The organism is Coleofasciculus sp. FACHB-1120 (assembly GCF_014698845.1).
Taxonomy (GTDB): domain Bacteria; phylum Cyanobacteriota; class Cyanobacteriia; order Cyanobacteriales; family FACHB-T130; genus FACHB-T130.
Genome location: NZ_JACJTV010000009.1, coordinates 159,330 through 173,273, shown reverse-complemented (window position 1 = coordinate 173,273; position 13,944 = coordinate 159,330). Strand labels below are relative to the sequence as shown.

6 protein-coding genes are annotated in these 13,944 nt (G+C 43.3%); 5 read left to right on the top strand and 1 reads right to left on the bottom strand.

Features of this window, described 5'->3' with window-relative positions:
• The first annotated feature begins 167 nt into the window (after positions 1–167).
• The 3 genes from H6H02_RS11435 (at position 168) to H6H02_RS11425 (ending at position 4,582) form a co-directional block, all read left to right on the top strand.
• Positions 168–2,075 carry a glycosyltransferase family 39 protein gene (locus H6H02_RS11435; protein WP_190817650.1) on the top strand — a complete coding sequence of 636 codons (1,908 nt, stop codon included), beginning with the start codon at positions 168–170 and terminating at the stop codon, positions 2,073–2,075.
• A 307-nt stretch (positions 2,076–2,382) separates the two neighbouring features.
• A complete protein-coding gene (locus tag H6H02_RS11430) occupies positions 2,383–3,528 on the top strand; it encodes a peptidoglycan DD-metalloendopeptidase family protein (RefSeq protein WP_347342604.1) in 1,146 nt (381 codons plus the stop codon).
• Between the two features lie 127 nt (positions 3,529–3,655).
• Complete coding sequence (locus H6H02_RS11425; RefSeq protein WP_190817646.1) at positions 3,656–4,582, top strand: acyl-CoA desaturase; 927 nt, start codon at positions 3,656–3,658, stop codon at positions 4,580–4,582.
• A gap of 172 nt (positions 4,583–4,754) precedes the next feature.
• Here H6H02_RS11425 and H6H02_RS26865 read toward each other — a convergent pair whose 3' ends face one another.
• Complete coding sequence (locus H6H02_RS26865) at positions 4,755–4,976, bottom strand: hypothetical protein (RefSeq protein WP_206757272.1); 222 nt, start codon at positions 4,974–4,976, stop codon at positions 4,755–4,757.
• Positions 4,977–5,194: 218 nt separating this feature from the next.
• Here H6H02_RS26865 and H6H02_RS11415 point away from each other — a divergent pair, with 218 nt between their 5' ends.
• Positions 5,195–6,475 carry a class I SAM-dependent methyltransferase gene (locus tag H6H02_RS11415; RefSeq protein WP_190817643.1) on the top strand — a complete coding sequence of 427 codons (1,281 nt, stop codon included), beginning with the start codon at positions 5,195–5,197 and terminating at the stop codon, positions 6,473–6,475.
• A 393-nt stretch (positions 6,476–6,868) separates the two neighbouring features.
• Positions 6,869–13,924 (top strand): ATP-binding protein, encoded by a 7,056-nt coding sequence (locus H6H02_RS11410; RefSeq protein ID WP_190817641.1) that lies wholly within the window; start codon positions 6,869–6,871, stop codon positions 13,922–13,924.
• Positions 13,925–13,944: the final 20 nt, after the last annotated feature.

Here is a 13,944-nt window from a genome sequence, read left to right as displayed (position 1 = left end):
ATAATTTAGGGAACTCGTAGGTTTTGCCAGAGTCAGGAAATGCTGCTGGGTAGGCGGGAGTGATGACATCCTGCAATGGGTGCGCTGGCGTCGCATTTCCAGCTAGATTAAGGTCTGGGAAAATGCCTTTTGAGGTTGCCCATTACTGACGGACGGTTCGGGGGTTCATGAAATTTAGGGTTAATCGAACGGTTAGAAGTTGGTGGAAATCTTGGGAGAAGCATCCCAGCATTGCCTGGAGTTTATCGATTCTGTGGGTGCTGGTGGTTTGCTTGGTGGCTTTTGTGTGGAATTTAGGGAATATCGGTCTGGTTGATGAAACTGAGCCGCTGTTTGCTGAAGCTGCCCGCCAGATGACGGTGACGGGAGATTGGATTACACCGTATTTTAATGGAGAGACGCGCTTTGATAAGCCGCCGTTAGTTTACTGGCTGATGGCGATCGCTTATAAACTGATTGGCGTCAATGAATGGGCGGTGCGATTGCCTTCGGCGCTGTCTGCGATCGCGGTGACAGGATTAGGCTTCTATACGTTGCGCTACTATGGGCTTCCTTCTCCTAGTGCGGTGACGGGGCAAGCCAGGGAGGGGACGCGGCGGCGTCAGTTGTGGCTATCGGCTTTGCTGGGTGCGGCTGCGATCGCGCTGAATCCAGAAATGATTGTCTGGGGACGCACAGGCGTCTCAGATATGCTGCTAACCGGCTGCGTGGGTTGTGCGCTACTTTCTTTTTTTCTTGGCTATGTCAACACCAACCAACCCGCGCTCCAAACTCGTTGGTATCTCGCTTTCTACGTGCTAGTTGCGTTGGCGATTTTGACAAAAGGGCCGGTCGGCATTGTCTTACCCGTTCTGATTATTGGGGCTTTTCTACTTTACCTGGGCAAGGCTCAGGAAGTGTTACGGGAGATGTTCCCGATTCGGGGCTTGGCACTGGTGTTGGTTTTGGCAGTGCCTTGGTATGTTTTGGTGATTTTACGGAACGGCGAAAACTACGTTAATAAGTTTTTTGGCTATCACAACTTGGAACGCTTCACAGGCGTTGTCAATCACCACTGGGCACCCTGGTATTTTTACTTCCTAGTGGTGCTGCTGGGTTTTGCGCCTTGGTCGATTTATTTGCCGGTCGCGATTGCCCGTCTCCGCTTTTGGCAGTGTGGCAAATGGCGGGACTCCCCCCGTTCCACTCATTTAGGTTTATTTGCTCTGTTTTGGTTTGCCGGGATCTTTGGCTTCTTCACCGTTGCAGTGACAAAACTCCCCAGCTATGTGCTGCCTTTAATGCCAGCCGCAGGAATTCTGGTGGCACTTTTGTTCAGCGATCAATTGAGGACTGGGGTGAAAGGACTGAGGACTGAGGAAGAAGAAGTCAGTACTCAAGAATTAGCAGTTAACCAGCCAGAAGGAGAATTCCCCACTCAGTCCTCATTCCTCCGTCCTTTCTTTTGGAGTGGCGTTGTCAATGTGGTGTTTTTATCAGTTTTGGCAGGTGCGATTCTATACAGCCCAAACTTCTTAGGGTATGACCCTGCTGTGCCCGATCTGCGCCAAATGGTTCAACGCTCCGGTTTGACGGTGCGGGGAGGCATCATCTGGGGGGCAACCGCTATTTGGGCAGGGCTGTTACTGCTGAAACGACGGCGGTGGCGTTGGCTGTGGAGTCCGAATCTAATCGGATTTATGGCTTTTATCATCTTTACGATCACACCTGCCTACTTCATGATGGATCAAGCCCGTCAGTTGCCGCTGCGGGAATTATCGGCACGAATCGCCCAAGTCCAGCAGCCAGGGGAAGCCATATTGATGATTGGTTTCAAAAAACCGAGTGTCGTATTTTACACGCAGCGCCCGGTGAATTACTTTGCCAAAGTTGCCTCGGCAATGGAATATATTGAAGCGATCGCGGCGACTCAGGCCAAGCCACCTTCGGTACTGATTTTGACCGAGCCTAAATATTTAGAGAAATCCAAACTACAGCCCAATCAATACCAAAATTTAGGCGCATCCGGTGCTTATCAGCTGATTCGGTTGTCAAAACAAATCGTTGCCAGTGTCCAACATCGATCCTCTAGCTAAATGCTAAATTGTTAAACTGCCGCAGCTTGCAGTCCTATCAAGCCCGGATAATTGTTCATGGTGAGAACACCTCACGCCCAACCCCTCTGTGCTTTTCGGTGAGGGTTGGGCGTGGAGAGGGGTGGAAAGGGGCACTGAAATATTAGGTGAATAAAATTTCTGGTGGCATCATGATGAAATTCGGCGTTTTGGCACGACTGAGTTTGAAAGGATGAAAGCACCATTTTCAGCAAAAAGGAAAAATATTTGGCATCAGTGCCGGTTGCCGGTTGTTTGTTGCCTAATTTTCCTTTGGTTTTTGCTAGTGATGCCGGTGCTAGCTGAAGATTTACCTTCGCCGTCACCCGTCACAGTAGAAACGCTGCGACAGATGCAGCAACAACTGGATCGGCAGCGGTCTAATTATTCTAAAGAACGCGATCGCTTATCAAAACTCCAGAAAGCCGCTCAGGGAACACTCAGTGGCTTGCAGCAAAACCTGGAACTAACGGGCACCCAGCTGAATGACTATCAGTACCAATTACAACGAGCCACTCAGGGCTTAAAGGCGTTGCAAGAGGATCTAGCGATCGCAGAACGCTCTTATCAACAAAAGCAAGCCGCTACCGTCGCCCGTTTGCGTTTCCTGCAACGCCAGCAGCTCTCTCACCAAGGATGGGGAATGCTGCTTTCCAGCCAAAATCTCAGTCAATTTTCCGACCGGCGTCGCCAGATCAAATTGGTGTTTCAAGCCGACCAGCAAATTTTGAAAAACTTAAAGGCGGAAGCCGACCAAATCAACCGCCAAAAAGCTGAGATCGAACAGCAGAAAAACCAAATTGCCCTGATTACCCAACAATTACTGGCACAAAAAGCCGAATTTGAAGCTCAGTCACAGGGGCAGCAGCAGCTCATTCAACGCTTGAATACCAACCGGCAAGCCTTAGAAGCAGCCGAGAACGTTTTAGCAGAGGATTCCGAAGGGATTAGCACTCTTATTCAAAAACGAGTTGCCGAAGCGAAAGCAAAAAGAGAAAGAGAAGCGGCAGCAAGCAAAGCCATTCTTCGTGGTCGGGACATTATTCGCGGCACGGGTATTTTCAGCTACCCTAGCGATGCGGGAATTACGAGCAACTTTGGTTGGCGAGTTCACCCGATTCTGGGCTATCGCCGTTTCCACTCTGGTCTCGACTTTGGGGGAAGTCATGGCAGCACGATCCGCGCCGCCAACGGCGGAGAGGTAATTTTTGCCGGATGGTATGGAGGTTACGGGAAGGCGGTAATCATTGACCACGGCAATGGCATCACGACCTTATATGGTCACGCCAGCGAAATCTATGTTTCGGAAGGACAATCTGTAAACCGAGCCGATGCGATCGCGGCGGTTGGTTCTACTGGCTTTTCTACGGGACCCCATCTCCACTTTGAAGTCCGTAAAAATGGTACACCCGTAGACCCGATTACCTTCCTTTAGACCTTCCTTTAGGCTTATGGAAACAGACTCGTATCAGCCCTAAAATGGACAATTATTCGGGAATTTAACGGCAAACAATCAGATATTCTTAGTTTTATTGCGCGAGTAGTCTATTTCAACCAAACAAGTGTCAATCTCTTTCTCCAATCCTTCTAAAATCAACAATTTTCAGAAAACACTGAATGTCATCGTCGTCGCCATGCCTGTGGTGGGATTTATTGCTGCGACCCTGGCTATCATCTTCTGGGAACGCGGGGTCCAGCCGCTGGATCTGAGCCTACTCGTAGGAATGTATGCCCTGACTTTCTTTGGCATCACTGTGGGCTATCACAGGTTTTTCACCCATCGTGCCTTTCAGGCGGGGGCATTTGTGCGGGCCTTTTTAGCGATCGCTGGCTGCATGGCAGGTCAAGGCCCAGTCGCCAGCTGGGTGAGCCACCATCGCTGTCATCACCTCTACTCAGATACTCAACAAGACTTCCACTCACCAAATATCCACGGAGAAGGGTTTTGGGGAGTTGTTCAAGGCTTTTGGCACGCCCATACTGGCTGGCTGCTAAACGTCGATTGGACGCCCCCATACCCCTATGTCTCGGATCTCAATCGTGACAAAGTTGTCCAAAAAATCGACCAGCTCTACATCCTCTGGGTGCTACTTTCCCTCTTAATCCCGACGCTTCTGGGTGGAGTCTTAACCGGGTCGTGGTCAGGAGCATTAAGAGGCTTAATCTGGGGAGGAGGTATCCGGATTTTCCTCTTGCATCAATTTACTTTTAGCGTCAACTCAGTTTGCCACCTTTGGGGGAAACGCCAATTTCCCACAGACGATCTAAGTAAGAACAACCTTTTCGTCGCCATCATGACCCTCGGTGAAGGATGGCACAATAACCACCATGCCTTCCAGCACTCAGCAAAGTTTGGACTTAGATGGTGGCAACTTGATTTCGGTTGGCTGGGTATCCTCGCCCTCAATCGCCTAGGGCTTGTCTGGAATGTCAAAGTTCCATCCTCAAGCGAAATCGAACTGAAAAGCATCACTTCTTCAGTTGGATAGTGGGTGAATTTGATCCATTAGCTGCTGAAAGCATATCATTTTGATATAAAACGCCTGGACTAACTCAAAAATGTTGTTAGGCGTTGTTAGAAAGCGTTACACCCTGATATCCGAAAATTTCCTAGGGGCACGGCAATGCCGTGCCCCTACTTTTAGTGGGGATTACCCGCCTCTACAAATTAGGTTTATAGGGGTTTTCACTTCTTAGTGCAATCTCAAGAATCTCACCCCCAACCCGTCTCCGTTCACGGAGACGGGTATATTGAATCCCTCCCGGACAAGCGGAGAGGAGTTGGAGTGGGGTTAAACCATACTCTATCCAATAGAGAATTGCTATATTTTCTACCGCCATATTTATGGATTTGGCGAGTCTGCGATCGCGCAGTCGTTTCACCTCCGATTAGACAGGTGTAGAAAAATTTGCACGCAGTCTTAGTGATTATTGGTTATTTGTCTGTAGATATGAATGGGTGAGTTGTCAACTCATCATTAGTACCATTTCGGCGTTGTTGCGATACATCGTCAGGATAAAGTTGCCTCACCGTTGGGTGAGAGTAAATCCCAAATTCCCAATTGCTACTGATACATAACCATTAACACGCTAAATCAACTATGTCATATTCTTGTGTTCCTACCAGCATCCGAGATATCTTGAGCGAACGGTTTTCTCTACTGCCTCTGAAATTCTGCATCGATTGCTGGGGGACAGACAAGATACTGACTAATGAAACAATTGATGACTCGCTTCCTCAACTCACTTTACAGATTCATCATCCCGGAGTCATCCGGACTCTAATTCTGAGTCAAGATCCTTTGGTTCTAGCGGAAGCTTATCTTCAGGGTTTTTTGGACTTTACAGGTAACATCGACGATCTGATGCTCTTAGAAGCGCTTTCTTTTTCCCAATGCGATCGCACAAAAGCAATCAAAGCTTGGATGGAAGCGTTGAGTCTACCCCAATTACCTTTCTCGCAGCCAGAGAAATCACCTTGGCAGAAATTTATCACTCATAGTCGCGATCGCGACTTAGCAGTTGTTCAATATCACTATGATGTCGGCAATGATTTTTACCGTCTTTGGCTCGATCCTTTACTCGTCTATTCTTGTGCCTATTTTGAACATCCCCAGATAAGCCTGCAAGAAGCTCAGCAGGCAAAGCTTGATTTGATCTGCCGTAAACTCCAATTAAAACCAGGGGAATATTTATTAGATATTGGCTGTGGCTGGGGAGCTTTGCTACGTTGGGCTGTAACTCATTACGGAGTGAAGGGATATGGCATTACTCTGAGTAAAGAACAGCTGGCTTTTAACCAACAAGCGATCGCGAAAGAAGGTTTGGAAACCCAGCTAAAAGTCGAGCTTCTCGACTATCGCAACTTACCCCAAACGCCAACTTTTGACAAAATTGTTTCGATTGGGATGGTTGAACACGTGGGAATTAAAAACTACCCGATTTATTTTCAGAGTGCCTTATCTACCTTGAAGCCTGGGGGTTTGTTTCTCAATCACGGCATCACCGCGTCCGAAAAATGGGACGGTTCCAGCCTCAACGAGCGCTTTGTTCAACGTTATATCTTCCCAGACGGAGAGCTGTCCAGGCTGTCCGATTCTTTAGCTGTCGCTGAAGAGACGGGATGGGAAATTGTCGATGTTGATGCTTGGCGAATACACTACGCCAAAACAATGCGGTGTTGGGCGGCTAATCTGGATGCAGTAATGGAGAAAGCGATCGCCCTCAGCAGCGAACGTAAAGTCCGATTATGGCGACTCTATCTCATTGGTTTCGCTCTTGCCTTTGAACAGAACCACATGGGCATTTATCAAGTCCTATTGCGGCGACGAGCAGATAAAGCGTGGAAATTGCCATTCACCCGTAAAGATTGGTTATATTAAGAGGTTTAATATTGCTTCTCCTAGTATAGAGTGATGCCACAGCCGTCACTCTGTACAATCAAAATACTCACCGCCTTAGTAGACCACTATGCCCAGAAAACAGCAAAGCTGGATTGTTTTTCAGGCATCAATAGCAGAATCAGCGATTCTGATGCTGGATTGCCGGCAGATTGAACATTTAAATCCGGAAGTTCTTACACTGATTCCCCCTTTAAATTTAGTCTGTTCCATTATTTCGTTGACTAAACTTAGACTAATAGCAGGCTAACAGCAACATTTGTATCCAGCTTATCAACCTCGCAGTTTGACGAAAGATTACTGTATAAATACCCTGCACATTCCTGCTGAGCGAAACACTGTAATTAACTGTAGTTGCCAGTTTAAAAAAAAATTATGCTAAAAATTCCCGGTTATACAATCACATCAAAAATCTATGAAGGAACAAAAACAGTTGTTTTCCGAGGGTATCGCCATCAAGGAAATCAACCTGTTATTGTTAAGGCTCTTTGGCAAGAGTATCCAGCTCTCACCGAAATTGCCAAGCTTAAACATCAATACGACATAGCTTATAACTTACCTATCTCAGGAATCGTTAAACCTTTAGAGTTAGAAAAATATAATCAATATTGGTTCTTAATTTTGGAAGATTGTGGTGGGGATTCACTATATAATTTTCTTTTAAAAAATAAAATTAATTTAAAGAGAAAGCTCCAAATAATTATCAATATTTCAGAAACAATTAGTCAGTTACATCAAAACAACATTATCCACAAGGATATTAAACCTCAAAATATTATTATCAATCCAGAAACAGGATTGGTAAAAATTACCGATTTTAGCATTGCCTCGCGTCTGTCCAGAGAAAACCAGATGATTGGCAATCCCAATTTGCTAGAAGGCACCCTTGCCTACATATCGCCAGAGCAAACGGGGAGGATGAATCGCTCAATTGATTATCGTACTGACTTTTATTCCTTGGGCATCACCTTTTACGAAATGCTAACTGGAAGGGTGCCTTTTCAATCTAACGATCCGATGGAGTTAGTTCACTGTCATATTGCCAGCCTTCCAATTCCACCCCAACATCTAAATCCAAGCATTCCACAAGCGGTGTCTGACATCGTAATGAAGTTATTATCTAAAAATGCTGAAGATCGCTATCAAAGCGCCTTTGGACTCAAGGCTGATCTAGATATTTGTTTAACTCATCTGGAAAGTACTGGAAAGATTAACAACTTCCCGCTCGGTAAACACGATATCTCCGATAAATTTCAAATCCCCCAAAAACTTTATGGTCGAGACTCCGAAATTGCTTCTCTAATGGCAGCTTTTGAAAGAGTTAGCTGCGGCTCGACTGAAATGATGCTAGTTTCTGGCTTTTCGGGAATTGGTAAATCAGCTTTAGTCAATGAAATTCATAAACCAATTGTGCGGCAAAGAGGTTATTTCATTTCGGGCAAATTTGACCAGTTCAAACGGAATATTCCCTATGTTTCCCTAATTCAAGCTTTTCAAGAATTAGTTCGGCAACTTTTAACGGAAAGTGAAGAAAAAATAGACTTTTGGAAAACCCAACTATTAGAATCTCTGGGTTGCAACGGTCAAGTCATTATTGATGTAATTCCTGAAGTGGAATTCATTCTCGGCAAACAACCGCAAGTTCCAGAACTTGCTCCAGCAGAAGCCCAAAATCGATTGAATTTAGTTTTTCAAAAGTTCCTTAGTGTTTTTACGACAAAAGACCATCCCCTAGTCTTATTCCTGGATGACTTGCAATGGGCAGATTCAGCCTCATTGAAATTAATTTGTCTATTGATGACCGATCCGGATAGTCAATACTTACTCATGATTGGGGCTTACCGAAATAACGAAGTGAGTGCAACTCATCCTTTGATGCTGACCTTGGAGGAAATTAAAAAGAGCGAGATTACAGTGAATACTATATCTCTGAACTCTTTAGTTCTTAACAATGTAAATTCCCTAATTGTCGATACGCTTAAATCCGATTCAAAAAATTCAAATCATTTAGCAGAATTAGTTTTTAAGAAAACGAATGGCAATCCCTTCTTTTTAACCCAGTTTTTAAAATCTCTTTACGAAGAGAATCTGGTTAATTTTAACTTGAAACGGGGTTCTTGGCAGTGGGATATTGAACAAATTCGAGGAGTGGAGATCACTGATAATGTAGTTGAGTTAATGGTAAAAAAAGTTAAAAAACTTTCCGAATCTACTCAGAAAGCCCTAAAACTTGCAGCTTGCATCGGCAATGAATTTAATTTAAAAGTTTTATCGATTGTTAATGAAAAGTCTCAGATAGAAACATCTATTGAACTTCGGGAAGCCCTTAAGGAAGGACTTATTCTACCCATTGGTAATGCATATAAATATGTTGAATCTTATATAGAAGATACTTTAAAGGCTTCTAATGATGATTTAGCAGTTTTCTACAAATTTCTACATGACCGAGTACAGCAAGCCGTTTATTCCTTAATCCCAGAAACTGATAAACAACAGGTTCATCTCAAAGTAGGTCAACTATTACTTAGAAATACAGATCGAGAAGAACTAGAAGACAAAATTTTTGATGTTGTTAATCAACTTAATTGTGGCAAAGACATTATAAATAACCTAGAGGAAAGATATGAGCTAGCAAATTTAAATCTAACCGCTGGTAAAAAAGCCAAGCTATCTACGGCTTTTGAACCCGCCTTAAAATATATAACTACCGGAATGGAACTGCTTTCGCATAATAAATGGGAATTGCAGTATCCGTTAACATTATCTCTTTATAAAGAACGTGCAGAATGCGAATATCTAAATGGAAATATTGGTGAATGCGAAAGATTTTTTGACATTATTTTGAATAAGGCCTCATCAAACTTGGAAAAAGCAAGCGTATATATCCTAAAAATCATTATATATACGACCAACTTGATGAAAACTAAAGAAGCAATTGAAATCGGTAAAACAGGATTGAGATTATTTGGTATCGACCTCCCCGATGGTGAAGAGGAACTAACAAAAGTAATAGAAGCTGAGGCTCAAAAGGTTAAAGAAAATCTGGCAGGGCGAGCAGTTAAAGATTTAATTGATGCACCGGATATGACCGATCTGGAGAAAGTAGCTGCTACAAAGATTCTTATAAATATGACTCCGCCTGCCCGATTTATCGGCAAGCACATATTTGATTCAATAATGTTAAAAATGGTTAACATATCCTTGAAATATGGCAATTCAAATGTCACTTCTTTTGCCTATATGTCTTATGGGTGGACTCTGGCAGGAAGAGATGAATTTGAAGCAGCTTATCAATATGGTGAATTAGCCTTAAAAGTGAATAAAAAATTTAATAATATAACCCTTAAATGTAAACTTAACATGATTTTTGGCTCATACATTAGTCACTGGAAAAATCATTTGAGGACAGAGTGCGAGGGATATTTAAAAAATGGTTTTCAGGACGGAATTGAAATTGGCGATTTTCAATGGGCTACTTATTCAGCTTACTACAGAGCTGTTAAATTAGCATTCAAAGGAGATAATTTGGATGAAGTTTATCAAGAAGCACAAAAATATTTAGAATTTACATTAAAAAAGAAGATTCGCTCTTTTATTGATATGTTTTTAGTCATCCAAAAGTTTGCTTTAAGTTTAAAAGGAGAAACAGAAGAAAAAACGAGTTTCAACGATAATAATTTTAAAGAAGAAGAGCATCGGGATGAATTGAAAAAGGTTCCAGCTCTTTATGTTACTTATTGTATTTTGAAGGCTCAAATACTTTATTTGTACGGAGAATATGATGACGCGATGAAAGCGATCGCAGATGGGGAAACCCTTATCTCGATTCCCTTTGCGACTATCATGATCCCGGAACATTATTTTTATTCTACTTTAATCCAAGCAGCTCTTTACCCTAATTTGCGGGAAGCCGAGAAAGAGCCGGTCATGGAAAATCTATTAATAAATGTAGAAAAGATGAGGAAGTGGTCTGAAGCTTGCCCGGACAACTTTTTACACAAATATTTATTAATGTCCGCTGAAATAGCACGGATTAACGGCAAAGATGAGGAGGCTCTGGATTTATATGAAAAGTCAATTAACTCAGCGAGAGAAAACGATTATATCCAGAACGAAGCGATAGCCAATGAACTAGCTGCAAAGTTCTTTCTGGGTAAAGGATACACCGTGCTGGCAAAAGCCCATATTATGGAAGCTCACTATGGCTATCTTAAATGGGGCGCGATCGCTAAAGTGAATGATGTAGAAGAAAAATATCCGCAGTTCTTTTCCGGGGTATCTGCAACCGCCAAAACGGGGAGTCTGAGCAACATAAATTCTTCTAGTACTGGGAGCGATTCGGGATTGTTGGATGTAACGACAGTCGTGAAAGCCAGCCAAACCTTAGCGAGTGAAATCGTTTTAGGCAAATTGCTAGAAAAGTTGATGAAAATTGTGATTGAGAATGCTGGAGCGCAGAAAGGCTTTCTCATTCTCGAAGAATCGGGGAACTTAGCGATCGCTGCTGAGGGAGAAGTCGATCGTGCTGAGGTAACAGTTCTCCAATCTATTCCCGTAGAATCCAGTCAAAAGGTCTCTCCTGCTATTGTCAATTATGTAAAAAGAACGAAGGAAAATTTAGTTTTAAACGACGCCACAAACCAAGGCTTATTTAAATCAGATTCTTACGTTTTACAATACCAGCCAAAATCTATATTATGTCTTCCAATTATTAAGCAAACGCATCTAATTGGTCTGCTTTATCTCGAAAATAATCTAACTACTAATGCTTTCACACCTGACCGGCTGAAAATTTTAGAAATGCTGTCTTCTCAAATTGCTATCTCTCTAGAAAATGCCAAACTCTATGATGAAATGACAGTCTTAAATGCTGACCTCAAGCAAGAAATTGATGACCGCAAGCAAGCAGAAGATCGCTTACGCGAAAGCGAAGAGCGATTTCGATTAATTGCCGAAACCACTCCCGTTCCTCTACTGATTAGCCGTCTTTCTGATAGCAAGATTTTGTATGCAAACATGGCGTGTAGCTCAATGTTGGGTTTGCCCACTCAGGACTTGATAGGTCGTCATGCACAAGAGTTTCATTACGATTCTGAGGCTCGAAAAGAGTTGCTAAAGATAATGGCTAAAAATGGGTACGTCCGTAACTACGAATTTCAGGCAAAAAAGGTTGATGGAACGCCATTTTGGATCAACTTATCCATTCAGCCGATTGCGTTCAATGGCGAGCAAGCAATGCTGAGCGGTTTCCAAGACATCACCGAACGCAAACGGATGGAGGAGTTAAAAGATGAGTTTCTGGCAAATACCTCCCACGAACTCCGCACTCCACTTAATGGCATCATTGGCATCACCGAATCTCTGATAGATGGTGTAACGGGACACCTGCCTGAGAAGACAGTTTTTAATTTATCGATGGTAGTATCGAGCGCTCATCGATTATCCAATTTGATCAATGACATCCTTGATTTTTCCAAACTGAAACATGGAAATTTAGGGCTTAAATTTAAGCCGGTGGCAATGAGAGAAATTACCAATGTGGTGCTAACTCTCAACCAGCCTCTAATTGGTAAAAAATCTTTGCAGCTGATCAATAAAATTCCTCCAAATACACCGTTTGTTAATGCTGATGAAGATCGGGTGCAACAAATTCTCTACAACCTGGTCGGCAATGCTATTAAATTTACAGACTCTGGTGTGGTAGAAGTGTCGGCGTCTGTGGTCGAGGAGGGACAGAAGGAAGATTCTGTTGAGGCTGCGTATGTACCTTATCTAGCGATTACTGTTGCCGATACGGGAATTGGTATCCCCCCTGAAAAGTTTGGCAAAATCTTTGAATCTTTTGAACAAGCTGATGGCTCAACAGCCAGAATTTATGGGGGGACTGGTCTTGGTCTTGCGATTACTAGAAAGCTCGTGGAATTGCACAATGGGGAAATTTGCGTAGAATCTCAAATGGGTGTTGGTTCACGATTTACGTTTACCCTACCCCTCTCCAAAGAGGTCAAGGTTGAAGAATTGAAGGTTGAAAAATTGAAACCTAAACTTGCCAACTTGCAACTGGCTAATTTGCAACCGGCTAAACAGCAATTTGCAGCCCAAAGTGGCGACATCAAGATTTTGATAGTGGATGATGAGCCAGTTAACGTGCAGGTGCTGGTCAACTATCTATCGGAACAGAACTATTCTTTAACCCAAGCCTTCAATGGCATAGAAGCATTGGCAGCGATCACGCAGGGGTTAAGACCTGACATCATTTTATTGGATGTAATGATGCCGCGCATGACCGGCTATGAAGTTTGCAAGAAAATCCGCGAACAGTATTCGCTTACCGAACTTCCCATTTTGATGTTAACTGCTAAAAATCAAGTATCAGACCTAGTAGAAGGATTTAAGTCTGGTGCTAACGATTATCTAATTAAACCAATCTCGAAAAATGAACTTCTGGCTCGAATTAATCTCCATCTTCAGCTATCTAATCTGGAGGCATTGCGGCAAGCCGAAGCGCGAGAACGCGAGAAAGCCCAACAGCTAGAACTCACTTTAAGCGCATTACAACGCACTCAAGCTCAGCTGATTCAGGCAGAAAAAATGTCTAGTATTGGGCAACTGGTGGCGGGAGTAGCTCATGAAATTAACAATCCAGTCAATTTTATTTACGGCAATCTTGCCCCTACAAATGAATATGCGCGAGACTTGCTCAATCTTATACAGATGTATGAGCAGTTTTATCCCAATCCAGTTCCAGAAATTCAGCGAGAGATGGAGACAATTGAATTGGAATATTTGAAAGAAGACTTCCCGAAAATCTTATCTTCTATGCAGGTAGGAGCCGAACGCATCCAATCTATTGTGCTGTCATTGAGAAACTTCTCGCGATTGGATGAAGCAGAAATGAAGCCAGTAGATATTCATTCAGGCATTGAATCCACCTTGTTAATTTTGCAGCATCGGCTCAAACCTCAGCAAAAACGATTGGGGATTGAGGTGATTAAAGAATTTGCTCACCTGCCTAAAGTGACCTGTTATGCAGGTCAGTTGAATCAGGTATTTATGAATATTCTCAGTAATGCAATTGATGCCTTAGAAGAGGTTTGTGGTTTATCGTTCACAGACAATGGCAATGAGTCATCAACAATGAATCATCAACAATCACCTACAATTTGGATTCGTACCTCTGTTGTAGAGAAGGATCGGGTTGCAATCCGGATTAAGAATAATGGGCCTAGCATGAGAGAGGAAGTACAAAAGAAGATATTTGACCCTTTCTTTACGACGAAGCCGGTGGGGGCTGGCACTGGCTTAGGATTGTCTATCAGCTACTCTATTGTGGTGGAGCGTCACCGGGGACAGATTCGTTGTATTTCATTACCCTTACAGGGCGTAGAGTTTATTATTGAGATTCCGATTCAGCAGCAAAAAAAGGGCTGATATAGACTAGGGGCAATCAA

Coding starts and splice junctions, on each gene's coding strand:
- H6H02_RS11435 (WP_190817650.1), top strand. CDS start 168: ATGAAATTTAGGGTTAATCGAACGGTTAGAAGTTGGTGGAAATCTTGG.
- H6H02_RS11430 (WP_347342604.1), top strand. CDS start 2,383: ATGCCGGTGCTAGCTGAAGATTTACCTTCGCCGTCACCCGTCACAGTA.
- H6H02_RS11415 (WP_190817643.1), top strand. CDS start 5,195: ATGTCATATTCTTGTGTTCCTACCAGCATCCGAGATATCTTGAGCGAA.
- H6H02_RS11410 (WP_190817641.1), top strand. CDS start 6,869: ATGCTAAAAATTCCCGGTTATACAATCACATCAAAAATCTATGAAGGA.